20 protein-coding genes and 1 pseudogene are annotated in these 24,276 nt (G+C 69.5%); 16 read left to right on the forward strand and 5 right to left on the reverse strand.

Annotated features, from left to right (window positions below; translation table 11 throughout):
• The first annotated feature begins 274 nt into the window (after window positions 1-274).
• The 11 genes from MMB17_RS18955 to MMB17_RS19005 all read left to right on the forward strand — a co-directional run bounded on the left by MMB17_RS18955 (window position 275) and on the right by MMB17_RS19005 (window position 12,439).
• Window positions 275-2,203, forward strand: coding sequence for a methyl-accepting chemotaxis protein (locus MMB17_RS18955; protein ID WP_241099912.1), 1,929 nt, complete (start codon window positions 275-277; stop codon window positions 2,201-2,203).
• Between the two features lie 192 nt (window positions 2,204-2,395).
• A complete protein-coding gene (locus MMB17_RS18960; RefSeq protein WP_241099913.1) occupies window positions 2,396-3,952 on the forward strand; it encodes a chemotaxis protein CheW in 1,557 nt (518 codons plus the stop codon).
• Between the two features lie 76 nt (window positions 3,953-4,028).
• Window positions 4,029-5,084, forward strand: a complete 1,056-nt coding sequence (cheB, locus tag MMB17_RS18965) for a chemotaxis-specific protein-glutamate methyltransferase CheB (protein WP_241099914.1) — start codon at window positions 4,029-4,031, stop codon at window positions 5,082-5,084.
• Between the two features lie 7 nt (window positions 5,085-5,091).
• Complete coding sequence (locus tag MMB17_RS18970; RefSeq protein WP_238311460.1) at window positions 5,092-5,697, forward strand: HEAT repeat domain-containing protein; 606 nt, start codon at window positions 5,092-5,094, stop codon at window positions 5,695-5,697.
• A gap of 14 nt (window positions 5,698-5,711) precedes the next feature.
• Window positions 5,712-6,575: a CheR family methyltransferase gene (locus MMB17_RS18975; protein WP_238311459.1), complete on the forward strand. Its 864-nt coding sequence runs from the start codon at window positions 5,712-5,714 to the stop codon at window positions 6,573-6,575.
• A 1-nt stretch (window position 6,576) separates the two neighbouring features.
• Window positions 6,577-6,948: a response regulator gene (locus tag MMB17_RS18980; RefSeq protein ID WP_238311458.1), complete on the forward strand. Its 372-nt coding sequence runs from the start codon at window positions 6,577-6,579 to the stop codon at window positions 6,946-6,948.
• Window positions 6,945-9,524 (forward strand): chemotaxis protein CheA, encoded by a 2,580-nt coding sequence (locus tag MMB17_RS18985; RefSeq protein ID WP_241099915.1) that lies wholly within the window; start codon window positions 6,945-6,947, stop codon window positions 9,522-9,524. The genes MMB17_RS18980 and MMB17_RS18985 overlap by 4 nt, the downstream gene beginning before the upstream one ends.
• A complete protein-coding gene (locus tag MMB17_RS18990; protein WP_238311456.1) occupies window positions 9,524-9,787 on the forward strand; it encodes a hypothetical protein in 264 nt (87 codons plus the stop codon). The genes MMB17_RS18985 and MMB17_RS18990 overlap by 1 nt, the downstream gene beginning before the upstream one ends.
• Window positions 9,784-10,554: a ParA family protein gene (locus MMB17_RS18995; RefSeq protein ID WP_241099916.1), complete on the forward strand. Its 771-nt coding sequence runs from the start codon at window positions 9,784-9,786 to the stop codon at window positions 10,552-10,554. The genes MMB17_RS18990 and MMB17_RS18995 overlap by 4 nt, the downstream gene beginning before the upstream one ends.
• Before the next feature lie 190 nt (window positions 10,555-10,744).
• On the forward strand, window positions 10,745-11,083 hold the full coding sequence (locus MMB17_RS19000; RefSeq protein ID WP_238311454.1) for a response regulator: 339 nt from the start codon (window positions 10,745-10,747) through the stop codon (window positions 11,081-11,083).
• Window positions 11,084-11,257: 174 nt separating this feature from the next.
• Window positions 11,258-12,439, forward strand: a complete 1,182-nt coding sequence (locus tag MMB17_RS19005) for a methyl-accepting chemotaxis protein (protein WP_241099917.1) — start codon at window positions 11,258-11,260, stop codon at window positions 12,437-12,439.
• 78 nt (window positions 12,440-12,517) lie between these two features.
• Here MMB17_RS19005 and MMB17_RS19010 read toward each other — a convergent pair whose 3' ends face one another.
• On the reverse strand, window positions 12,518-15,760 hold the full coding sequence (locus MMB17_RS19010; protein WP_241099918.1) for a S8 family peptidase: 3,243 nt from the start codon (window positions 15,758-15,760) through the stop codon (window positions 12,518-12,520).
• Window positions 15,761-16,263: 503 nt separating this feature from the next.
• On the opposite strand from MMB17_RS19010, the gene MMB17_RS19015 reads away from it, so the two are divergent.
• The 4 genes from MMB17_RS19015 to MMB17_RS19030 all read left to right on the forward strand — a co-directional run bounded on the left by MMB17_RS19015 (window position 16,264) and on the right by MMB17_RS19030 (window position 20,346).
• Entirely contained in the window at window positions 16,264-17,160 is an 897-nt protein-coding gene (locus MMB17_RS19015; RefSeq protein WP_238311451.1) for a LysR family transcriptional regulator, read from the forward strand.
• 101 nt (window positions 17,161-17,261) lie between these two features.
• Window positions 17,262-18,368, forward strand: a complete 1,107-nt coding sequence (locus tag MMB17_RS19020) for a carbon-nitrogen hydrolase family protein (protein ID WP_241099919.1) — start codon at window positions 17,262-17,264, stop codon at window positions 18,366-18,368.
• 105 nt (window positions 18,369-18,473) lie between these two features.
• On the forward strand, window positions 18,474-18,770 hold the full coding sequence (locus MMB17_RS19025; protein ID WP_241099920.1) for a DUF485 domain-containing protein: 297 nt from the start codon (window positions 18,474-18,476) through the stop codon (window positions 18,768-18,770).
• Window positions 18,771-18,780: 10 nt separating this feature from the next.
• On the forward strand, window positions 18,781-20,346 hold the full coding sequence (locus MMB17_RS19030; RefSeq protein WP_241099921.1) for a sodium:solute symporter family transporter: 1,566 nt from the start codon (window positions 18,781-18,783) through the stop codon (window positions 20,344-20,346).
• A 178-nt stretch (window positions 20,347-20,524) separates the two neighbouring features.
• Here the strand turns inward: MMB17_RS19030 and MMB17_RS19035 are convergent, their stop codons facing one another.
• The 4 genes from MMB17_RS19035 to MMB17_RS19050 all read right to left on the reverse strand — a co-directional run bounded on the left by MMB17_RS19035 (window position 20,525) and on the right by MMB17_RS19050 (window position 23,897).
• Window positions 20,525-21,490 (reverse strand): HEAT repeat domain-containing protein, encoded by a 966-nt coding sequence (locus MMB17_RS19035; protein WP_241099922.1) that lies wholly within the window; start codon window positions 21,488-21,490, stop codon window positions 20,525-20,527.
• Window positions 21,491-21,498: 8 nt separating this feature from the next.
• Window positions 21,499-21,732 carry a 4Fe-4S dicluster domain-containing protein gene (locus MMB17_RS19040; protein WP_238311446.1) on the reverse strand — a complete coding sequence of 78 codons (234 nt, stop codon included), beginning with the start codon at window positions 21,730-21,732 and terminating at the stop codon, window positions 21,499-21,501.
• Window positions 21,733-21,757: 25 nt separating this feature from the next.
• Entirely contained in the window at window positions 21,758-23,503 is a 1,746-nt protein-coding gene (locus tag MMB17_RS19045) for a fumarate reductase/succinate dehydrogenase flavoprotein subunit (protein ID WP_241099923.1), read from the reverse strand.
• A 70-nt stretch (window positions 23,504-23,573) separates the two neighbouring features.
• Window positions 23,574-23,897: a DUF971 domain-containing protein gene (locus tag MMB17_RS19050; RefSeq protein WP_241099924.1), complete on the reverse strand. Its 324-nt coding sequence runs from the start codon at window positions 23,895-23,897 to the stop codon at window positions 23,574-23,576.
• Between the two features lie 182 nt (window positions 23,898-24,079).
• Between MMB17_RS19050 and MMB17_RS19055 the strand changes: the two are divergent.
• Window positions 24,080-24,229: pseudogene (locus tag MMB17_RS19055) on the forward strand (acetate/propionate family kinase); the annotation flags it as partial.
• Window positions 24,230-24,276: the final 47 nt, after the last annotated feature.

Genomic DNA, 24,276 nt, shown 5'->3' on the forward strand with positions numbered 1-24,276 from the left:
AGCCTTTAGGGCCCTGCTGCCTCGAATCGGAATAGTCAAAAATTGCGATGGTCTTGCCGTTTTTGCCCTCGCGTAGCTATTATCCAAAGTATGACTCATATTTATTTACAACTTGTGATTTTATTTTGACGTTTTTACGCGTATAGCCGAAAGATTTACCAAAAATTAACCAGGCAATACTATCCATGATCCGTCCGCTCCGCGGGTGACTGGATCATCGACATGATCAGTGCCGGGGCGTGCAATCTTGGCCACACGCCCAGGGACCGTCTCCATGGCTCTCGTCAAAAAGGCCGCCCTTTCCGGGCAGCAATCGCTCGCGCGCGGCAGTGAGCACAGCACCCTCAACCAGCTCGGCCGCCTCAACGAGGAGCACCGCCGCAAGGCGCGCACCTATGCCAAGCAGCAGAAGGCCGCCGAGCGGATCGCGGCCGCCACCACCGAGCTCGCCAGCGGCGTCACGGAGGCCTCCTCCGCCGCCGAGGAGCTGCGCAAGGCCATGGAGCAGATCGCCAGCGGCGCGCAGCAGGCGGCCGGCGCCGCCGAGCAGTCGCAGCGCGCGGTGACCGGCGTCTCCGAGGCGATCATCGCCTCGCGCAATGAGGCCGAGATCTCCAGCCAGAAGAGCGGCGCCCTGCAGACCCTGATCGCGGGCGTCAGCCAGCAGATCGCAGGCAGCATCGTCTCGATCGCCACCGCCGCCGAGCGCCAGTCGGAATCGGTCAAGCTCATCGTCGAGCTCGAGCGTCAGGCCGCCAATATCGGCGACATCGTCCGCGCGGTGGCCCGCATCGCCGACCAGACCAATCTCCTTGCCCTCAACGCGGCCATCGAGGCGGCCCGGGCCGGCCAGCACGGCAAGGGTTTCGCGGTGGTGGCCGACGAGGTCCGTACCCTGGCCGAGACTTCCGAGAAGAGCGCCCAGGAGATCCAGGAGCTGATCGGCCGGATCCAGGGCGACGTGAAGGTGATCGCCGACGGCATCAACGGCGCCGCCGAGAGCACCCGGCAGGAGGTGGAGAAGGGCAAGACGATCACGGCGCAGCTCGAGAGCGTGCGCTCCGCGATGGTCGCGATCATGAGCGCGGGCGACGACATCCGCCGGGCCGCGCTCGAAGCGGAGAAGGCGGCGCTCGAGGCCCAGAAGGGGTCCGAGGCCATCGCCGCCGCGGCCGAGGAGCAATCCTCCGCCTGCCAGGAATCGCTCAAGACGGTCGAGCAGCAGACCACGGCGCTCGAGCAGAGCGAGCAGGCCGCCACCGAGCTCTCGACCCTCGCCGACGAGCTGAAGAACGCCACCGATATCGGCAAGAGCGCGGAGGAGGTCGCCTCCGCGGCCGAGGAGCTGTCCTCGGCGGTGGAGGAGATCAACCGGGCCGCCAGCCAGATCATGACCGCCCTCGACCAGATCAACCGCGGCGCCCAGCAGCAATCGTCCGCCTCCCAGCAATCCGCCGCCGCGATCACCCAGATCGAGAAGGGCGCCGCCCTGGCGCAGGAACGGGCGCGGGACTCGCTGGAGCGCGGCGGCATGATCAGCACCCAGCTCCAGGAGAACCGCGCCGCGGTGGATGGCCTCGTCGAGGGCGTCACCCGCTCCCTGGAGGAGACCAACAAGAGCCGCGAGCAGATCAACGCGCTGGAGCAGGTGAGCCGGAAGATCGACAAGATCGTCGATGCCATCACCACCGTAGCGATCCAGACCAACATGCTGGCCGTCAACGGCTCGATCGAGGCGGCCCGGGCCGGCGAGTTCGGCAAGGGCTTCATGGTGGTCTCCACCGACATCCGCAATCTCGCCCGGGATTCCTCGGAGAATGCCGAGCGGATCAAGGATCTCGTCAAGGCGATCCAGGACCAGATCGTCTTCGTCCGCCGCGACCTGGAGGAGATCTCCGCCGCCGCCGCCGCCGAGGTCGAGAAGAACAAGGCGATCACCCGCGATCTCGGGACCACCGCCGAAGACATGGTGATCGTGCTCGACGGCAACCGGCAGATCCTCCAGGGCTCCGACATGATCCTGCGCAACGTCCAGGAGGCCCAGCGCGGCGTCGACCAGATCGCCGCCGCGGCCAAGCAGGCGGGCCAGGCGGCGGTCGAGGCGCAGCAGGCGGCCCGCGAGCAGTCCAAGGGCGCCGAGGAGCTGGCGGCCGCGATCGAGGAGATCGCCTCGCTCGCCGACGAGCTGCAGAACCAGGACTGATCCGGTCGCCCGCCGCGCGGGGCGCGGGCGCGGCCTCCGCCACGCCCGCCCCCGGCCAGCGAACCGCGCGCGTCCCGCGCCCTCCGGCCGGGACGATCCGAGAAGGCGGTGGCCCCGGGCACCGCCTTCGGGCCCCCGTCACAGCGAGCACCGGCCGGTCCGCGGACCGCGCAGCGGGATCGAGGGAATCCGATGTCCAGCTCAGCCCAGCCCGAGACCGCGGAGCGCGAGGGCGCCGCGGCCCAGACCGGCCAGAACGTCCGGCAATTCGTGACCTTCCATATCGAGCGCGAGACCTACGCCGTCCCGCTCGCCGAGGTGCAGGAGATCATCCGGCTGCCCGAGATGGTCGACGTGCCCCTCGCCCCCACCTGCCTGGCCGGGCTCGCCAACCTGCGCGGCTCGGTCCTGCCCATCGCCAGCCTGCGCCGCCTGTTCGCCCTGGCCGACCGCCCGCATGACGACGCCACCCGCGTCGTCGTCGTCAGCCAGGGCACGCCCTTCGGCTTCGTCGTCGACCGCATGGCGAGCGTGGTCACCGCCGAGCTCGGCGAGATCGAGGGCACCGAGAGCCTCGGCGGCAGCGTCGACACCGACATGCTGTCGGGGGTGATCAAGCGCGAGAGCGGCATGGTCATGATCATCGACCCCGCCCGCCTGCTGCAGCGCAGCGGCGGCGCCCGCGCCGTCGTCGCCGGGCCGCGGGCGGAGCTGCTGGCGGAAGCCGGCCCGCTCTCCAGCTCCCGCGGCGAGGCCGAGGCCGGCGGCACCTCCGACGAGATCCAGCTCGTGTCCTTCGAGCTCGCGGGCCAGGAATACGCCCTGCCGATCGAGCACGTTCAGGAGATCGTGCAGGTGCCGGAGATCGTGAGCGCCGTGCCCAACGCGCCGCGCCACGTCATCGGCGTGATCACCCTGCGCGAGCGCCTGCTGCCCCTGGTGAGCCTGCGCCAGCTGTTCGGCCTCGCCGAGACGGGCCTGAGCGAGCAGAGCCGCATCGTCGTGGTGTCCTGGAACGGCGCCGCCGACGGCTCGGTCGGGATCGTGACCGACACGGTCAAGGAGGTGCTGCGCGTGGCCCGCGGGATCGTGGACCCGCTTCCGGACCTGCTCTCGGGCTCGGGGGGCCTGCGCGAGATCGAGGCGATCTGCCGGATCGACCAGGGCCGCCGCCTCGTCTCGATCCTGTCGGCGGAGCGCCTGTTCGACAGCGCGGCCCTGACCATGGGCGACACGGCCGGGAAGGAGGAGACGATGCGGGACATGCGGACGGACGGGACGGTGTCGGCCGACGAGGAGGAGCAGTTCGTGGTCTTCCGCCTCGCCGACGAGGAATACGGCGTGTCGATCGACGCGGTGCACGAGATCGTGCGGGTGCCCGAGCAGCTCACCCGCGTGCCGCGCACGCCCCGCTTCATCGAGGGCGTGGTCAACCTGCGCGGGGCGGTGCTGCCGGTGGTGGACCAGCGCCGCCGCTTCCAGCTGCCGGACACCGAGCGCAACGACCGCCAGCGGATCATGGTGTTCATGATCGAGAACGTGCGCACGGGCTTCATCGTCGACTCGGTCTCGGAGGTGCTGAGGATCCCCCGCTCGGCGATCGCCCCGGCGCCGGACCTCGCCCAGGACGAGGGCAGCGCCATCGAGCGCATCGCCAACCTCGCCGAGGCCAAGCGCATCATCCTGATGCTGAACGTCGACCGGCTCCTGAACCGGCGCGAAGTCGCCGACCTGCGCCGCGCCGCCTGAGGCGGCGTGCCCCGAAGCCGCCGCGCCGCGAGGCGCGGCGGCCGGACCCGGACGACAACCCGACCCCGTTGCCCCGATGACCAAGCTCCTGATCGTCGACGACTCGGCCCTGATGCGCAAATTCCTGCGCATGATCTTCGAGGAAAGCGGCTTCTCCGAGGTGCGGACCGCCCGCAACGGGCGCGACGCCCTCGAACAGGTCGCCCTGTTCGATCCCGACGTCGTCACCCTCGACATCAACATGCCGGAGATGGACGGCCTGACCTGCCTCAGCGAGATCATGGCCGAGACGCCCCGTCCGGTGGTCATGGTCTCCTCCCTGACCAGCGAGAGCGCCGCGGTGACCCTGGAGGCGATGCAGCTCGGCGCGGTCGATTATGTCGAGAAGCCGGGGGGCACGGTCTCGCTCAACATCGGCACCATCCGCGAGGCGATGGTGGACAAGGTCCGCGTCGCCGCCCGGGCGAAGCCGCGGCGCGCCCACGGGCTGCTCGACCGCATGCGCCGCACCCGGCAGGCCCCGCCGCCCCAGCCGCGCCGCGCGCCGGCGGCCCGGCGGCCGGAGGGCTGCATCCTGATCGGCGTCTCCACCGGGGGGCCCCGCACCCTGGAGGACATCCTGCCCGAGCTGCCGGCGGACCTGCCCTGGCCCGTGGTGATCGCCCAGCACATGCCGGGCTCCTTCACCGGCCCCTTCGCCCAGCGCCTCGACCGGATCTGCGCCCTCACCGTCCGCGAGGTGACCACGCCGGTGCCCCTCGCCCCGGGCCACGTCTATATCGGCCAGGGCGATTCCGACGTGGTGATCGAGCGCCGGCTCGGGCGGCTCGTGGTCGCCTCGCTGCCGAGCGACCCGGCCCTGCGCTGGCATCCGAGCGTCGACCGCCTGGTGCGCTCCGCCCTGGCGGTGCTGCCCCCCCAGGGCCTCGTCGCCGTCGAGCTCACCGGCATGGGCGACGACGGCGCCGCGGCGATGAGCGAGCTGCACGCCGCCGGCGGCCGCACCATCGCCGAGGCGGAATCGAGCGCCGTCGTGTTCGGCATGCCGGCCGAGCTCATCCGCCGCGGGGGCGCGACGCTCACGCTCCCGGCCCGTTCCATTCCGACCCAGCTCGTCAGCTGGGTGTCCTGAGGTCGCCATGGCCCTTGTCCGCCGCATCGCCGCCCCCGCTCCGGCGGACGACCTCCCGGATCCCCGCGCGGCCCTCGGCGCCCCCGCGGCGGCGGTGCGGCGCGAGGCCGCCCGCCGCCTCGCCGCCGATCCCGACACCGTCGGCGCCATCGACGCCCTGGCCGCGCAGCTCGCCCGCGAGCCCGAGACCAGCGTGCGCGAGGCGATCCTCGCGGCCCTCGGGCGGATCGGCACGGCGGAGGCGGCCGAGCATCTGTTCGGCCTGCTCGGCAGCGAGGACGTCTGGCTGCGCAACGCCGCGATCGAGACCCTGCAGATGATGGAGGCGGGGATGCTCGGCGCCCTGGAGCGCGGCCTCGACCATCCCGACAGCGACCGGCGCATCTTCGCCGTCAACGTGCTCGTGTCCCTGCGCCATCCGCAGGCGGCCACCCTCGCCCTGCGCGCCCTCGCCCGCGACCCGCACGTGAATGTCTGCGCCGCCGCCCTCGACGTCCTCGCCGAGATCGGCACGCCGGAGATGATCCCGGAGATCGAGGCGGTGGTGGCGCGCTTCCCCGACGAGCCCTTCCTGCGCTTCGCGGCCAAGGCCGCCCAGCGCCGCATCGCCTGACGGGCCCGGTGCCGATGAGCGCGCTGCCCGCCGCCCACAACCCCGACGTCTCCGAGAGCGACTTCACGCGCTTCCGCGACTTCTTCTACCGCAAGACCGGCATCATGTTCGGCGACAACAAGCGCTACTTCGTGGACAAGCGCCTGCAGGAACGGATGCTGGCGACCGGGCAGGTCGCCTTCCGCGACTACTTCAACACGCTCCGCTTCCAGGCGAGCGGCGCCGAGTTCCAGGCGCTCGTCAACCTGATGACGGTCAACGAGACCTATTTCTACCGCGAGGAATACCAGTTCCACTGCCTGATCCGCTCGATCCTCCCCGAGGTCGTGCGCGCCAAGCGGCCGGGCGCGCCGGTGCGGATCTGGTCGGTTCCCTGCTCCACCGGGGAGGAGCCCTATTCCATCGCCTTCCAGCTGCTGGACAACTGGGCCGAGGTCGACCGCTACGACATCGAGATCGTCGCCTCCGACATCGACACCACGGTGATCGAGCAGGCCCGGCGCGGCCTCTACGGGGAGCGCGCCGTGCAGCACGTGCCGAAGGCCACGCTGGACCGGTTCACCCGGCGGGTGCGCGGCGCCTACGAGGTGCTCCCCGACATCCGGGACTCGATCGCCTTCCACCAGGTCAACCTGTCCGACCCGCTGTCGACCCGGCAGTTCCGCGGCTTCGACGTCGTGTTCTGCCGCAACCTGCTCATCTACTTCGACGACGCCTCGCGGCGCGACGCCGCCCAGACGATCTTCGAGGCCCTCAGGCCCGGCGGCTTCGTCTGCCTCGGCCATTCGGAATCGATGAGCCGGATCTCGTCGCTGTTCGCCATCCGCAAGTTCGCGGAGGCGATCGTCTACCAGAAACCCTTCGACGCGGAGGCCTGAGATGGCGCGTGTCCTTGTCGTGGACGATGCCACGACCGTCCGCATGTATTACCGCGACGTCCTGGAAGAGGCGGGCTTCACCGTCGAGGAGGCGGTGAACGGCTTCGAGGGCCTGGAGAAGGCCATCGCGCAGAGCTTCGACCTGCTCGTGGTCGACGTGAACATGCCCAAGATGGACGGCTACGCCTTCCTGCGCCAGGGCCGCGTCACCCCCGAGCTGCGGGGCGTGCCCGCTCTGATGATCTCGACGGAGAGCGAGCCGCAGGACCGGGCCCGCGCCTACGCGGCCGGGGCCAATCTCTACCTCGTCAAGCCGGTCCAGCCGCAGGTGCTGGCGGAGGCCGCGCGCGTGATGGCCGGAGCCGCGTCGTGAAGAACGCCCTGCTCGCCCAGTTCATCCCCGAGGCGCGGGAGCTCCTCGAGGTCGCCGGCAGCGGCATGCTGCAGCTCGAGAAGGCGCAGGACGCCGACGCGCTGAACGACATCTTCCGGGCGGTGCACACCCTGAAGGGCACCTCCGGGCTGTTCGACGTGGCCCCCCTCACCGCCCTCGTCCACGCGGCGGAGGATCTGCTCGTCGAGGTCCGGGCCGGCGCCCTCGCCCTGGAGCCGGAGATCGTCGACGGGCTGCTCGACAGCCTCGACCTCGTCGGCCACTGGATCGACGCCCTCGAGAGCCGCGAGCGGCTGCCGGAGGACGCGGAGGGGGTGATGGCGGAGCGCGTCGCCGCCCTGCGCCGCTGGCTCGAGGCCCCCGCCTCGCAGGGGACGGCGGGTGCGGATTCCGCGCCGCATGCGCCGCCGGCCTGGATCGCCGGCTGGCCGGAGGAATCGCTGCGCGAGGCCTACCGCGCGGCGGCCGGCAGAGCGCTCACCGCCTGGAGCTACGAGCCGGACGAGGCCTGCTTCTTCCGCGGCGACGACCCGGCCCATCTCGTCTCCTTCTCGCCCGGATTGGTCCGTCTGCGCGTGGTGGCGCGCCAACCTTTCCCGCCGATCGAGACCTTCGACCCCTTCCTGTGCGTCCTGCGCTTCGAGGCGCTCTCCACGGCCCCCGCAGAGGCGGTCGCCGATCATCTTCGATACGTCAGCGACCAGACCAGCGTGGCCACCATCCGGCCGGGCGATCTGATCGCGCTGACGGGACCGCAGGACGGATCCGAGGTCTTCGGCGACTTCGCCGCCGGGGCGCGGCGCTCCCTCGCCGCCGACGATCGGGACGGCCTCGCCGCCGCGGCCGCCGCGCTCCTGCGGATCGTCGGCTCCGGCAGCCGGCAGGCCTCTGCCCTGCGCTGGATCGCCATTCTCGCCTCCTCGGAGGAAGCCGGTCTTCTCCTGCGCCTCGTCGAGGCGGTCGCGGGCGGCCGCCCGATACCGGCGGAAGAGGATGACGCAGTGCCGCCTCTCGCCCCCGGAGCGGGGGCACCCTCGGGGCTGCGCCGGGTGGCCGAGGAGATCCTGATCGCCCAGGCCGAACTTCTCGGCGTGATCACCGACGACGGCGTCGCGGAAGGCCGGCTCGAGGCCGTGCGTCTTGTCGTCGAACGCTGCCTCCCGCATCTCGCCCCCGATCGGGCGACGCAGCTGCGCCAAGCCCTCGCCGCGCATGGCGGCGACGGACCCCGGCTCGCCGAAGCCCTGCTCGCCCGCGAGGCGCAGGCCGACCGGTCTGCACCGGTGCCGATCGCCATCGCCGCACCGGAACGCCCGCCTGCGGACCCCGTGCCTCCCGCCCGCGGCCCGGCGGAGCCGAAGCCCGGCGAGGAGAACCGGGCACCGGCCCGCATGCTGCGGGTGGAACAGGGCAAGGTCGATGCGCTGATGAACTTCGTCGCCGAGCTGACGGTGGCCAAGAACGGCCTCGCCTATCTCGCCGAGCGGGTCGAGCAGGTCTCGGGCTCGCGCCAGCTCGGGCGGGAAATCAAGGAGCAATACGCCTTCATCGACCGCATCGCCCAAAGCCTGCAGGTCGGCGTGATGGCGATCCGCATGATGCCGGTGAGCCAGGTCTTCCAGCGCTTCCCGCGGCTCGTCCGGGACATCTCGCGTAAGCTCGGCAAGGAGGTCGCGCTCGTCATCCAGGGCGAGGACACCGAGGCCGACAAGACCGTGCTGGAAAGTCTGGCCGACCCGCTCATCCACATGGTCCGCAACAGCCTGGACCACGGCATCGAATCCCCCGAAGCTCGGCGGGCGTCGGGCAAGCCGGCCCAGGGCACCCTGCGCCTCACCGCGCGCCAGGAGAACGACAACGTCATCATCGAGGTCTCCGACGACGGCCGGGGCATCGACCCGCAGGCGGTGCGCGAGAAAGCCCTGCGCAGCGGCCTGATCTCCGCCGAGCAGGCGGCGCAGATGAGCCCGGAGGAGGCGATCAACCTCGTCTTCGCCGCCGGCTTCTCCACCAAGGAGGAGGTCTCGGACCTGTCGGGCCGGGGCGTCGGCATGGACGTGGTCCGCTCCGCCGTGCGCAAGGCGGGCGGCGATGTCTGGCTGACCAGCCGGGTCGGTGCGGGAACCTGCGTGACCGTGCAGCTGCCGCTCACCATGGCCGTGACGCGCATCGTGACCATCGCGGTGCGCGGTCAGCAGTTCGGGGTGGTCATGGAATCCGTGGCCGAGACGGTGAAGGTTCCCCATGCCCAGATCCACCGCATCAAGCAGCGTGAGACCTTCGTCCTGCGCGACGCGGTGATCCCCCTCGTGCGGCTCGCCGACAGCCTCGGCCTGCCGCCTGCGGACGACGAACCGCCGGAGGAGGAGGCCGTGATGGTGGTCCGGGTCGGGCGGGACCGGGTCGGGATCCTCGTCGACGGCTTCCGCGAGCGGATGGAAGTGATCGTGCGCCCCCTGGAGGGGCTGCTCGCCGGGCTCTCGGGCTTCTCGGGCACGGCGCTCCTCGGCGATGGCCGCGTCCTCCTCATCCTCAACCTGCCGGACCTCGTCTGATGCCCCTCGACCTTCGCGACGATTGCGTTCTGCTCACCGGGCATTGCCCCATCGAGGAGGCCGAGCGGCTGCTCGACGTCTTGCGCGGGGCGGCGGATCCCGTCGTCGATCTCTCCGGCCTCGAACAGGCCCACACCGCCGTCCTCCAGGTGCTGATGGCGGCCGCCCCCACGATCCGCGGCTGCCCGGCCGATCCCGCGGCCGCGGCCTGTCTGGACGGGCTGCCGCGGGCGGAGGCACCGAGGGGAGAGCGCGTGGGATGAGCGGGCGGGTGATCGCCGTCTCCAACCGCAAGGGCGGGACGGCGAAGACGACGACCACGGTCAATCTCGCCGCCGCGCTCGGTGATCGTGGCTGCCGCGTGCTCGTGGTCGATCTCGACAGCCAGGGCCATGCCGGTCTCGGCTTCGGCGTGAAGGCGGCCCCCGGCCAGCCGACGGTGCACGACGTGTTCCGGGGCATCGGGGCGCCCCTTGCCGGAAGTATCCGCACGACCGCCTATCCCAACATCGACATCCTGCCGGCCGATCGCGGCTTCGAGGGCGTGTCCGCCCCGATCCCGCCCCTCTGCCTCGCCCTGGCGCTCCAGCCGCTCGCCGAGATGTATCAGGTGATCCTGATCGATACCGCGCCCACCGCCGACGCGCTGCTCGTGAGCGCGCTCGCCAGCGCGCACCATGTCCTCGTCCCCACCACCCTGCACCACCTCGCCATCGACGGCGTCAGCCAGTTCGCGCGTTCCTTCTTCCAGGTCGCCACCACCCTGAATGCCGACCTCCAGGGCCTGTCGATCCTGCCCGTCCAGCTCGATCTGCGGGTGACTATGCAGCGGGAGGTCCTGGAGCAGCTCGGCACCCGGTTCGGCCGGGAGCGCCTGCTCGCCGGGATCCGGTCCGACATCGCCCTGGCCGAAGCCTTCGGACACCAGCGACCCGTCAAATATTTCAAACCAAAAACACGTTCTGTTGAAGATTTTGAACTACTCTGTGAAAATGTGATCCGCAGGATTATCTCTTATAGTAAAAAATAGCCGCACACAACGACGAAACGAACTGATTACCAAAGAATCATATTCTTCGTTTGAGTCATCGTTGTACGCGAACTCACTGTCGAATCTGCCCTCTCAACGAAAAAGGGCCGTCCTCCGGAATTCTGATCAGGGGTTGAGTCTTATGAGTACGATCCTACTTGTCGATGATTCTCCGACGATCCTGTCGAGCATGGCCGGCATTCTCGCCCGGTCCGGCTACGCCACGGAGCAGGCCGCCCATGGCGAGGCCGCGCTGGCCAAGGTGCGGGCGGGCCTGGTGCCCGGCCTCGTCATCACCGACTTCCACATGCCGGGCATCAACGGCGTGCAGCTGATCCAGGAGCTGCGCAAGCTCGCTCCCACCCGCTTCGTGCCGATGCTCGTGCTGACGACGGAGTCGCAGCAGGAGAAGCGCGACGAGGCCCGCAAGGCCGGCGCGACCGGCTGGCTGGTGAAGCCCGTCCAGCCCGACAAGCTCCTGCAGGTCATCAAGCAGGTCGCGCCCGCCGTCCAGCCACGCGCCGCCTGATTTCCCGCCGGGCCACCTCGGACCCGGCGCATGCAACGCCGCAAGCTCGGATCGGCGTCTCGGGCTGCCACGCCAGTTCCCCTTTCCATGGCTCATGCCCCGATGCAGATCGCAGACATCCTCCCCCTGGACCGGTTCGAACAGAAGGCGCTCCTGCTCGGAGGGGCCGCAGGCATGGCCGCAGGCACCGTGCTCTCGCTCCTTGATGTCGTGCAGCCATGGTACCTTCTTCATGGGGTGGCCTATGCGGGCTGCGGCGGCCTGGCCGTGCGGCTTCTGCAGCGTGACGATCGTGCGCCGCCGCGGGCCGAGGAAGCGCCGGCGGCTCCCTCCGCTCCGCCGGAGGCGGCACGGGACGCCACGGCTCCGACCGCGCCTTCCGGCGGGATGACCGAGGCCGCCGCCACGCTCGCGCAGCTCGATCCCTTCTTCAGCGTGACCGAGCAGCAGCTGCACAGCGTCGTCACCCAGACGGAAACGGCGGCCGGCGACATCATCGCGGCCCTTCAGACCCTCGACGCGGCGCAGGCCCGCAGTGCCGCCTGCGTCGCCCGGACACGCGACGGCATGGTCGGCCTCGCCGAGGATGGCGACGCGGCGCTGCGTGCCCTTGCCGGCACTCTCAACGCCTATCTGCGCGACCGCCTCGAGAGCACCCGCGCGGAACGCGATTCCATCTGCAGCGTCGGCGAGCAGATGCGCAACCTCGATGCGCTGACCGCGGGTCTGGAGAAGGTCGGCGCATCCACGCGCATGCTCGCCCTCAACGCGAATATCGAGGCGACCCGTGCCGGCAGCCACGGCATCGGCTTTCAGGTCATCGCCCGCGAACTCCAGGCCCTGGCCCAGGGCTCTCAGGAGGCCATCGCGCAGGCACGACGCCAAGTCGCGGCCGTCCAGCAGACGATCGAAGGCGTCGTGGTCGCGGCCCGCGACGCCGAGCGCACGCAGGCGGAAGAGACGCGCATCCAGACGCTGATGGCCGATCTCAACGGCATCGCCGAGCGCACCACGCGGGCCGTCGCCGGCATGGCGCAGGCCGAGTTCACGGAGATCGAGGCGCTGAGCGGGCAGGTCGGCGAGCAGGTGCTTATGGTCTTCGGCCAAGTCCAGTTCCAAGACGTGGTCCGGCAGCAGATCGAGGCGGTGGGCGAGGCGGTGCGCATGCTGCACGGCCTGCTGGACGCGCTCAGGCAGTCGCTGGAAGGCTTCGAGCTCTCCCATCCGATCCAGCCGGATAGCCTGCTGGAGGCGGTCCGTGCCCGCTACGTGTCACAGGTCCAGCGCGAGACGGACGCCAAAGCGCTCGGTACCCGGCTGCAGGACACCGAGACATCGATGATCGAGCTGTTTTGACAGCCGCGCCCGGCGAATCCGCGGCGGGCCTTGAGGGGCGGATTTGCGTTCGCCGCCCCGCCGCCAAGATCGCCGTTCTCACCATGCGAGCCTCAGCCCCGCATGGCCCTGATGGCTGGCCCCCTGCGCCCGGTACTCGCCCCGGAACCCGGCGAAAACGCTCACGCTCTCGCTCGACCAGACGCTGAGGCTCGCCTCGATCAGCGCCCCGTCGCGGCCGGGCCGGGCGTCACGGGCGAGAAAAGGTTGGTCGAGCAGCGCCGCGGTCCCGAAAGGAGACGCTTGCAGGAGATCGTGCGTCCAGCCGATGCGAAGCTCCGGCCGAAACCTGAGGCCATCCGCGCCGACGAGGTCGAGCCCGGTCCTCGCGCCGACGAGCGTGGTCGCCCGGCCGAAGGTCTGGGCCGCGAAACCGAGGCCGAAGCGGCCCGTCTCCGTGAAGGCGCCCCGATGCAGGTCGTGATAGGCGAAGCCGACGAGCGGCTTGACGTCGAGGCGCCCCGCCGACGTCGGGATCGCGACACGGTACCCGGTTTCGACCGAGGCGAGGGCGCCGAGCCCATCCGCCTTCTGGCGCGCCGTCAGCGGCGTGCCGAAGGGCTGGAAGGTACGGACCGTGTCGAGGATCGCATAGGCAAGGCCGGCGCTGGCATCGACCTCGAGGCCGCCTCGCTGGAAGCCGAGATAGGCGGCGCCGAGATAGGTGTCTGCGTTGCCCCTGACGCCGGCTGAGGACACGCCGGAGCGCGCATAGCCGAAGGCTCCGCCGAGGACGAACTCCGCATCGACGGCGCGATCGACGCCCAACGCGATGCCGCCACCCTGCGCCCGCAGGCCGGGGCCCGAGGCATCCTGGCCGATCCGGAAGCCGCTGCCGAACCCGAGCCCCCAGACGCCCGCGCCGGCCCTCTGGATCGGGGCGAGGCCCGCGGCGGCCTCGCCGTCGAGGGCCGCGAAGCGGGTCGGAAGAAGGTTCGTCGGCGATACGAAGAGGCCACCGGTCCCGCTCTCGACGGTGCCGAGATTGGGGGCGAAGCCCGCTTGCACCCCCGCCGTACCGCCCCTCACGGCGGCGAGGCGCTGTCCGATGACCCCGCCGAACCGGCGGGCATCCTCCACGGACGCTTGCGCGGAAGCGCTGCTGCCCGCGCCCGAGAGCTGATCGAAGGCCCTCGGCAGCGCCTGCGCGGAGAGATCGAACAGCGGATCGAAGAGGTCGAGCGCCCGTTCGGACATCGGATCGCCCGGAGCACCACGGGCGCGGTCGAGGGCCCCCCCGACCGCCCGCTGGCGCCCGGTCATCGCGACACCGTTCGCTTCCAGGCGCGCATAGGCCGCCGGCGTGACCGCGCCGACAATGGCGTCAGGCCGATACAGGAGATCGATGCGCGAGGCGTCGGGAAGACCGGTTGCGCCGTTCTCGGACGTGACCTCGATGCTCTCGAAGCGGCCGAGAATGCGTGCGCCGTTCTCGGCCAGGACGACGGGGATCTTGCTTCCGAGCGGGACGACCACGGTGCCGGCCGGCATGCCGACCATGTCGAACACGAGGTGGCCGCCGGCGGTGAAGGTGTTGCCTACGCCGGTGACGACCGCCAGGCTGTAGCCGATCCCGGCCTCCTCGTGGTCCGAGCCGTCGAGAAAGGCCAGGAACGCGGAGCCCTTGGCCATGCTGAGGTTGCCGTGGATCACAAGGTCGCCGGAATTGCCGGAGCCAGGGCTGAAGAGGCCCCGAACATCGACATTGCCGAAGATGTCGCCCTCGCCGCTGAGGGAGGCGTTGGTCGCGATCGTGAGATGGGGGGTGGTCAGCGTGCCGTCGACCTCGATGTCGACGCTCTCGGCCCGCACGGCGCCCCGCACCGTGGTGCGGCCGGCGACCACCAGTTCGCTGCCGTTGCCCGGCTCGCGACTCGCGCCCGTCACCACGAGGCTGCCCGCCGCCGTGAACGGTGCCGACCAGTAGCGCGTCTCGCCCGCACCGAGGCTCTCGCTGTTCGCGGCGGCGTTCGGATCGATCAGCGGCGCGCTCAGCGCGCGGTCGAGTCGGATCAGGCCATGCCCGTAGACATCGTCGATGCCTTTCGCGCCGAGATCCTGGGCGGTGGCGAAGAGCAGCCTTACGATGTCGAGGGCGAGGTAGGTCGGGTAGGCCTGGAACAGCACCGCCAGCGCGCCGGCGACATGCGGGGCGGCCATGGATGTCCCGGCCTCGTAGACGTAGTTCGTCCCGGCGGGCAGGCCCGGCAGGCCGGGAAGGGTCCGCGGATAGGCCGAGAGGATGCCTTCGGCTCCCGAACCCTCGCCACCGCCCGGAGCCGAGACGCACCAGCGCGCCGTGACGCCGCACCGGTTCGAGTTCGGAGAAATCGTCAGACTCGCATCGAGATTGGCGACCGCCACGATGCTGCCCGGGAGGCTCGCGAGCGCGGAGAAATCGTAGTTCTTGCCTGCGTCGTTGTAGACGCCTGACCGCGCATTTGCGGGACGGATGAACGGAAACAGTGGCACGCCGGAGGGATTGCGCGCCTGGATCGGAGAGTCGATGCCGTCGTTGCCGTTCGCGTAGACGAGCACCTTGCCCGCCGCCAACGCGGCGTAGACCGCTCGGTACTCTCGATCGAGGGACGCTCCACCCTGCTCGGTGTTCCAGATGGTCGAGCCCTTCGGAATCATCGGCCCGTAGCTGCCGTTGACGACGCGGACGTCCGGAAGGCTCGCCGCGTAGACGAGGGCGCTCGTCGAATCGAAGGACGCCGTCTCCGTTTTGGCGCCGATCCCCTTCAGGACCAGCAGGTTCGCCTCCGGCGCGACGCCCATCATGCCGACGCCGTCGCGAGCCGCGCCGACCGTCCCGGCCACATGGGTGCCGTGTCCGTCGCGGTCGAAGATGTCCAGCGACGACCCTTCGTTCTCGATGAATGCCCTGCTGCGGATGTCGAGGCGATTCAGAAACTCGGGGTGGACGCCGGAGAAGCCCTCGGCGGGGTTGGCCGTCTGAAACCTGGCATCGATGCCCGAGTCGATCACGGCCACGGTGACTCCGCGGCCGGTGAGGCCGTCGACCGGCATGCCGTTGCGCGTCTCGGTGGCGGTGAGAGCGGCCCCCTGACCGATGGCGCGGTTGCCCCAGTTCGCGTTGAATTCGAGGAGGGTGGCGTTCGGCGTGCCGGCCGCCAAGGAGGGACGATCGATGAGAGAGCCGTAAGGATCCCCCGGCGCCCCGGGAGAGGATCGCTGCGGAAAATAGGGAAAGGTCGCGAGATCGAGGCCGCCCGCCTGCTGCGCGCTCGCCGGGGCGATGCGGACGCCCGCGAGCATCGTCGATGCCAACAGGACGTGCAGCCCGAAGCGCAAATATCCCCTCGCGATCACCAGATCCCCCTGCCTGTTCGCGCCTCAACGGCAGAGAGCCTCCACAACGATGAGACGATACTTCAGGCCGAGCGCTTAAAAGCCCTTCGTGCGACTGACTATGCCGCGCGCGAAACATATCTCCCTCAACAAGAGTGTTGGGACGCCGTGAACCTCTTTTGGGATGCTTGTCGCAGCCGCGAAGGGTCGCGGGCTGTGTCGATCAAACCCGGCGCCGGAGGTCTGGGATCGGTCAAGGCCGGACGGAACGAGGTCCAAGACGCGCAGCGCGCACGGGCCGTCCCGCTCCTCAGAGCGACAGGGTGATCCGGCAGAATCCCGCTGGAACTCGCCAGCGCGCCTCCAGGCAGCAGGGGGAGGGGGTTCGTGGCTCCCCGCCGCCAAGTCATTGCTTCCACCGTGGAAACAGAGGGAATAGATTCTGGCCGTGCTTCGCACCGGCGCACCCGATGTTCGACTGGAACGACCTTACCTTTTTCCTTGAGCTGGCACGGCATGGCCGGCTGATGCCGGCCGCCCGCCGGCTCAAGGTCGACAACACGACAGTCAGCCGTCGCATCGCCGAGTTGGAACGGAGCCTCGACACGAAGCTCTTCCAGCGCTGCTCGGACGGCTTCCTGCTGACCGAGGGCGGCCACAAGCTCTTCGTGATCGCGGAAGCCATCGAGCAGAAGATGTTCTCCGTGCCCGAGGCCCTCGGCCTGCCCGGTAGCACCCAGCCCGCCGGCCGGGTGCGGGTCGCCAGCATGGAAGGCATCGCCGCGTTCTACCTGTCGGCCAAGTTCGCCGAGTTCGCCGCGACCATGCCGGGCCTCGTCGTCGAACTCGTCACCGAGCGGCATCTGATCAATTTGACCAAACGCGAGGCCGACATCTCGGTGTCCTTTGTGCCTCCTCAGGGTCCGCGGCTCAAGGTAAGGCGGGTCGGCGAGTTTCGCCTGGCCCTGTTCGCCTCGGAACCCTACCTCGCCCGACGCGGCCGACCCGCGTCGCGCGCCGACCTCCAGGACCACGACTTCGTGGACTATGTCGACGACCTCGTCGCCATCGAGCCGGTGCATTGGCTGCTCGAGGTCCTGAAGCCGACGAACGTGGTCTTCCGGTCGACCAGCATGGCGGCCCAGCAGACCGCCGTCGCGACGGGGGCAGGAATCGCCCTGCTGCCGCTTTTCTCGGCAAAGACCAACCCGGCCCTCGTACCGGTTTTGCCCGAGGATATCGTCGTACGCCGCGAGCTTTATCTCGGTGTCCACGAAGACATCGAGCATGTCGGGCGTATCCGGGCGGTGACGCGCTTCCTGGCCGACCTGTTCACGCAAGAGGCAGATTACTTGAACCGATTTTGAGCATGGGACGGCAGGATTGCAGGGGCCGTTGCGGATTTTCCGCCTTCGCGGCCTCGGCGGCCTCTGCTGCAAATGCGGCATCCCGATCTGGAGCCGCGTCGATGTCCGTACCGTATCCGCAGTTCAAGGCTGCCGCCTGCCACGTTGCCCCGGTCTTCCTGGACAGTGCTGCCACGGCCGAGAAGGCGGTGGCCCTGATCGGCGAGGCGGCGCGCGCGGGTGCCGGTCTCGTGGTGTTCCCCGAGGGCTACATGCCGGGCTTCCCCCTCTGGGTGGCCCTCCGGGCCCCGATCCACAACCACGACCTGTTCAAGCGCCTGGCGGCCCAGTCCGTCCGCCTCGACGGGCCGGAGATCGGCGCGGTACGTGCGGCCGCCCGGCGCCATGGCGTCCTTGTCTCGCTCGGCTTCAGCGAGAGCACCGAGGCCAGCGTCGGCTGCCTGTGGAACGCGAACGTCCTGATCGGGCGAAACGGCGCTATCCTCAATCACCACCGCAAGCTCGTGCCGACCTTCTACGAGAAGCTCGTCTGGGCAAACGGAGATGCCCGAGGTCTGCGGGTGACGCCCACGGAGATCGGCCGGATCGGCATGCTCATCTGCGGGGAGAACACCAATCCGCTGGCCCGATACGCGCTGATGGCGCAGGGCGAGCAGGTCCATATCTCGACCTATCCGCCAGCTTGGCCGACCCGGCCGCCGGGGGAGAGCGCGGCCTACGATCTGAAGCGGGCCATCGAGATCCGCGCCGGAGCCCACGCCTTCGAGGCCAAGGTGTTCAACATCGTCTGCTCCGCGGTCCTGGACGCGGCGGCGAAGGAGGCGGTCTGCGGCGGTGACACATCGCTGGCCGACATCGTCGAGCGGACCCCCGCGGGCGTGTCCATGGTCTTGGACCCCACCGGCTCGCATGTCGTGGAGCCGCATCAGGGCGATGAGGCCATCGTCTATGCCGATATCGACGTCTCCGCCTGCGTGGAACCCAAGCAGTTTCACGACGTGGTCGGCTACTACAACCGCTTCGATATTTTCCAACTCAACGTCGACCGCACGCCGCGGGAGCCGGTCAGCTTCGACGCGGCCGTCCAGACCTTGGGCTACGGCGCCGACAGCGGCGACGGTCCGGACGCCTTCGGCCCGGGGGCCGGCGCAGCACAACCCGGCCTCGGAGAGCGGGCGGCCGAACCGCATCGCCGCGGCGGCCACTGAGGGCGCGGGCACGACCCGTCTTCGAGACGCGCCGCCCTGGCTTCGGAGGCTTCGGTCTCCGGGAAGGGTTTCGCCGGACCACACGCCGATTGACGGAGGCGCAGCATGCTTTCACCGGACAGAATAGCCCTGCACGAAAAAGACGAAGAATTCGCAAGACTCTCGCGAACAAGATCTCGCGTCGCGCTCGTTCTGAGCGTTGTGATGATCGCGATGTATTTTGGCTTCATGAGCATGTTTGCGTTCGCGAAGCCCATCATGGGGACGATCCTGGTGCCTGGCCTGTCGCTCTGCATCCTGCTCGGTGCGGGCACCATCGTCGGATCGTTCGCGCTCTGTCTCGTCTACGTCGTCTGGGCGAACCGGTTCTACGACCAGGCCGTGCGCCGCATCCTGAACTGAGGAGGGGACCATGCAGGCAGCGAACAATCCACTGGCCGTCACCTTCTTCTTCGTCTTCATGGCGCTGACGCTCGGCATCACCTACTGGGCCGCCAGGCGAACCCGCACCACGGAACAGTTCTTCGCCGCGGGGGGCCAGATTACGGCGTGGCAGAACGGCTGGGCCCTCGCGGGGGACTTCCTGAGCGCGGCCGCGCTCCTGGGAATCGCCGGCATCATCACGTCGAACGGCTTCGACGGGTTGATCTATTCCATCGGCTTCCTCGTCGGCTGGCCGATCATCTCCTTCCTGATCGTCGAGCCGCTGCGCAACCTGGGCAAGTTCACCTTTGCGGACGTCGTCGCCTACCGCCTGCGACAGCGGCCGGTGCGCATGGCCGCCGCCATCGGCACGCTGACCGTCATCCTGCTCTACCTGATCGCGCAGATGGTCGCGACGGGCTCGCTGATCAAACTCCTCTTCGGCCTGCCCTATGTCGCCTCGGTCATCGTGGTCGGCACGGCGATGCTCACCTACGTGATCTTCGGCGGCATGCTGGCGACCACCTGGGTTCAGGTCATCAAGGCCGTGCTTCTCTCCCTCGGTGGGCTCGTCCTGGCGCTCCTGGTGCTCGCCCATTTCGACATGAACCCGCTGCGGCTCTTCTTGGCGGCCGCCGACAAATACGGCGAGCGCGTGCTCCAGCCGGGCTCCAAGGTCGCGGGAAGCGGATGGGACGCGATCTCGCTGGGCGTCGGCTTGATGTTCGGAACGGCGGCACTGCCGCACATCCTGATGCGCGCCTTCACGGTTCCCGACGTGAAGGAAGCCCGGATGTCGATCCTCTACGCCACCGGCATCATCGGCTCGTTCCACCTTCTGGTCTTCGTGATCGGCTTCGGGGCCATGGTCCTCGTCGGGCCCGAGACCGTGATCAAGGCCGGCGGCGGCGGCAACATGGCGGCCCCGCTCCTCGCCCTCACGGTCGGCGGCAACGGGTTCTTCGGGTTCATCTGCGCGGTCGCCTTCGCGACGATGCTCGCGGTCGTCGCCGGGCTGACGCTCTCCGGGGTTGCCACGGTCTGCCACGATCTCTGGGTCAACGTCGTCCGCAACGGCCATGCGCCGGAGCGCGAGCAACTCACCGTCGCCCGGATCGCGACGGTCGCCATTGCCGTCCTGGCTGTGTTCCTCGGGATCGTGTTCGAGGGCCAGAACGTCGCCTTCATGGCCGGGCTGGCCTTCGCCGTCGCCGCAGCGGCCAACTTCCCCGCCCTGCTGCTGTCCATCACTTGGAAGCGGTTCACGACCCCGGCGGCGGTCGCCAGCATCCTGGTCGGGACGTTCTCCTCGCTGCTGCTGATCTGCCTCTCGCCCACGGTCCAAGTGGACGTGCTCGGGCGGAGCCTCGCCGAGGTCTCGCAAGCCTGGTGGTTCGTTCCGATGAAGAACCCGGCCCTCATCAGCATGCCCCTGTCCTTCTTCGTCGCGGTCATCGTCTCGCTCTTGACCGAGGAGGATGGGGCGGAGGGCGCCTTCCGGGAAATGCGCCTGAGGATCATGTTCGGGGCGGCGGCGGCTCGGACCGGACGCTGATCTTCAAACGCTCCCCAGCATGACGGGACGGGGTTAGCGGAGCCCCGTCCCGCTTCATTTCAGGGCCCCTCCGCCGCGAGGGGCGCCAGCGCCGGCGCGACCCGCGCGCCGAGATACTTCGCCGATCCGACGAGAGGGATCATGCTGGCGAGTTGGCCGGATCGGGCTCGTGCCCGGCTCAGGCCTCCGCCTGGCAGCGGCCGATGGCCCAGCGGATCAGCTTGCGCACGTCGGGATCGGGATCCTCCGCCGCGCGCTCCAGGAAGGCGAGGGCCCGGGGATGGGCGATCTCGCCGAGCGCCGCGGCGGCCTCCTTGCGCAGGTTGCTGACCTCGGACTCCAGGGCCTGACCGAGCACGTCGACGGCGGCGGAGGCGCCGATCCGGCCCAGCGCATGGGCCGCCTTGGTCTTCACCGGCCAGACCGGATCGGCCATGGCGGCGATCAGCGGCTCGACGGCCTCGGACAGCCGGCTCTTGGCGATGGAGAGGGCGGCCTCCTCGCGCACCTGCCAATTCTCGTCCTGCAGGCCGGCCAGGAGCGTCGTGACGCCGGGGCCGCCGGAGCGCAGGAAGACCAGGGCCGACATCGTGGCCCGGCGCACGCCGGCGTCGGGATCCCGCGCCGTGGCGATCAGGGCGGGCAGCGCCTCCTCGGCCTTGAGGTAGCCGATCACGCCGAGCCCTTCGCGGCGCACCTCCGGGCTCGGGCTGCGCAGGGCCTTCAGGGCGGCGGCGAGCGCATCGGGCAGGACCAGCTCGCGCAGCGCCCGCAGGGCCGCGGCCTGGACGAAGGGATCGGCATGCTCCGCGCGCGCGATCAGCAGCGGGCCGCAGGCGGGCTCCTTCTTCTCGGAGAGCGTCTCGGCGGCGGTGCGGCGCACCTCGGCATCCGCATCCTCGAGGGAACGCACCAGTCCCTCGACCACCTCCGGCCCGTCATGCTCGTCCAGGGCCTTGGCGGCGGCGGCGCGCACCGTGGCATCGTCGTCGCCGAGCCCCTTGAGCAGCAGGACCTTGGCCTCGGCGCCGACCGCCTCGGCCAGTTCCATCATCGCCACGCGGCGGATGCCGGCATCGGGGCTGGCGGCGCGCTCGGCGAGATCCTCAAGGTCGTCATCGAAGCTTTCGAACAGGGATGCCATGGTCGACCTCAACGCAGCAGGTAGGGAATGTTGACCTTCACCGCGTTCGTCGGGCAGTCGACCTCGCAGGGCATGCAGTACCAGCACTCGTCGTACTTCATGTAGGCCTTCTGCTTGTCCTCATCGATGGCGAGGATGTCGAGCGGGCAGACATCGACGCAGACGCGGCAGCCCTTCTCGGCGATGCACTTGTCGTCGTCGATGACGACTGCGGCACTCTTGGCCTGAGTGATGATCGGCATGGAAATCTCCGGATAAGCTAGCGACTTATTCCGCGGCGACCGGCGTCTTGATGCGGAGCTGGTGGTAGGCGCTCATCTCCGCCTCGGCGACGGGCACGATGAAGGGATCGACGGCGCGCTTGGCGCTCGCCATGCGGCCCGTATCGTCCTTGAACAGGACGGTGTGGCAGTTCCAGTTGGCGTTGTCGGTTTCGGGGAAATCCGTGCGCAGGTGGTAGAAGCCCCAGCGGCTCTCGGTGCGGTAGAGCGAGGCCGCCGCCGCCATGTCGGCGCAATCGAGGATGGTCTGCATCTCCAGCGCACGGTGCAGCTCGTGGGGATCGCGGGCGCAGAGCAGGTCGAGGTCGTCGCGGATCTCCGCGAAGCGGCGCTGGCCGAGTTCCATCTTGGCCGTGACCTTGGGCGGCTCCAGATAGTCGTTCACGAGGCGGCGGGTCTTGAACTCCATCTCGTGCGGGGTGAGGCCGTCCTCCCGGCGCGTCGGGGCGAGCACGCGCGCCTGCTCGGCGAGGAGGGCGCCCTCGTCGTAATCGGCGAGGCTTGTCGCCGCGCAATAGGCGGCGGCGTCCGCGCCGGCGATGCCGCCGTTCACGAAGGCGCCGAGCATGTAGTTGTGCGGCACGCTCGCCATGTCGCCGACGGCGTAGAGGCCGGGCACCGTGGTGCGGGCGTTCTCGTCGACGAAGACGCCCGAGGCGGAGTGGCCGGAGCAGAAGCCGATCTCGGAGATGTGCATCTCCACCGGGCGATGCCGGTAATCGGTGCCCCGCCGCGCGTGGAAGCGCCCGCGCGAGGGCCGCTCGTTGGTATGCAGGATGGTCTCGATCTCCGAGATCGTCTCCTCGCGCAGGTGGTCCATCTTGAGGAAGACCGGGCCGTTGCCGCCCTGCAGCTCGCGCCAGAACTCGAGCATCATCTGACCCGACCAGTAGTCGCACTCGATGAAGCGTTGGCCCTTGTTGTTGGCCGTGTATCCGCCGAAAGGACCGGTGACGTAGGCGCAGGAGGGGCCGTTATAGTCCTTGATCAAGGGGTTGATCTGGTAGCATTCGAGGTTCGCGAGCTGCGCGCCCGCGTGGTAGGCCATGGCGTAGCCGTCGCCGCAATTGGCCGCGTTCTCGTAGGTGCCGAACAGGTAGCCGGAGGCCGGCAGGCCGAGCCGCCCGGCGGCGCCGCAGGCGAGCACCACGGCCTTGGCCTTCACCACCAGGAACTCGGAGGTGCGGGTGTTGACGCCGACCGCGCCGGCGATGCGCCCGTCCGGCCCCTTGAGCAGGCGGGTCGCCATGTAGCGGTTGGTGACGCCGACCTGGAGGCGGCGCAATTGCCGGTAGAGCACCTTCTTGACGTTGTGGCCTTCCGGCATCGGCAGCACGTAGGTCCCCATATGGTGGACCTTGCGCATATTGTATTCGCCCGAGCCGTCCTTCTCGAATTTCACCCCGAGCTTGTCGAGGTACTGGATCATCGGGAAGGAGCCCTGCGCATAGGCCATCACGGCCTTCTGGTTCACGATGCCGTCGTTGGCGACCGTGATCTCCTTCACGTACTGCTCCGGCGTCGCGTAGCCCGGCACGACGGCATTGTTCAGCCCGTCCATGCCCATGCTGATCGCGCCCGAGCGCTTCACGTTCGCCTTCTCCATCAGGACGACGCGGAGCTTCGGATCGGCCTCCTTGGCCTTGATCGCGGCCATCGGGCCGCCGGTGCCGCCGCCGATCACCAGAAGGTCGGTCTCGATGATCTCGGTCTCGGGGCTGCTGACGCGCATGACGGGCACTCGCTGGTCGGGCGCAGGCCGGGGCCGCGCGCGGAAATCGGCAGGGACGGGGAGGGGGCGCTCAGGCCGCGCGGCTGAGATCGCGCAGGTAGATCCAGGGAAAGATCCCGCGGGCATGCCCGTCGGAGAAACCGATATTCACGGCGTAGCCGCCGAGCGGATCGAGCTTGGTGACGGCCACCGCGTCGAAGGCCTCGGGGAAGCGCCCCTCGATCCGGTCGCGGGTGCACCAGGCGCAGCGGCAGCGCAGGCGCAGGGTCTCCGCCGGGAGCACGGCCTCCTCGCCGTTGCCCCAGACCAGGCGCAGATCGCGCCCACCGCGGGAGAGCACCGCGTCGGTCGGAACCGCGTCGGGATCGAAAGGCGGTGAATCGGGCAATTGCATGGGTCCGTCCTCCACGGGTGCCAGAGGGCAGACGGATTAGACCCGGCGGGCGTCACGCCAGCGAGCAATTAGTTGCCGGAAGCGGCCGAAACACGGACGGCGCGGCATGGCTCAGCGCGGGGGCACGCCGAGACAGGCGGCGGCGCCCGGAGGAGAACGACGTGGGAGCCGCCGCTTAAACGGAAGCCCTCGACCTGTTCGCCTACCGCGTCGTGCGCGAAGCCGGCTCGTTGATGGCCGCTCCGGGTGGTCTCGACGCCCTCGTCTTCACCGCGGGAATCGGCGAGCGCTCCGCCCCCATGCGCGCGGCCAAGGCTGGCCTGTCGGCCTGAGCGAAGGCGCGCGTTTCGACCCGGGCAGGCGGCACGTTGCCGGTCGA

This window comes from Methylobacterium organophilum, from assembly GCF_022533465.1.
GTDB classification, from domain to species: Bacteria; Pseudomonadota; Alphaproteobacteria; order Rhizobiales; family Beijerinckiaceae; genus Methylobacterium; species Methylobacterium organophilum.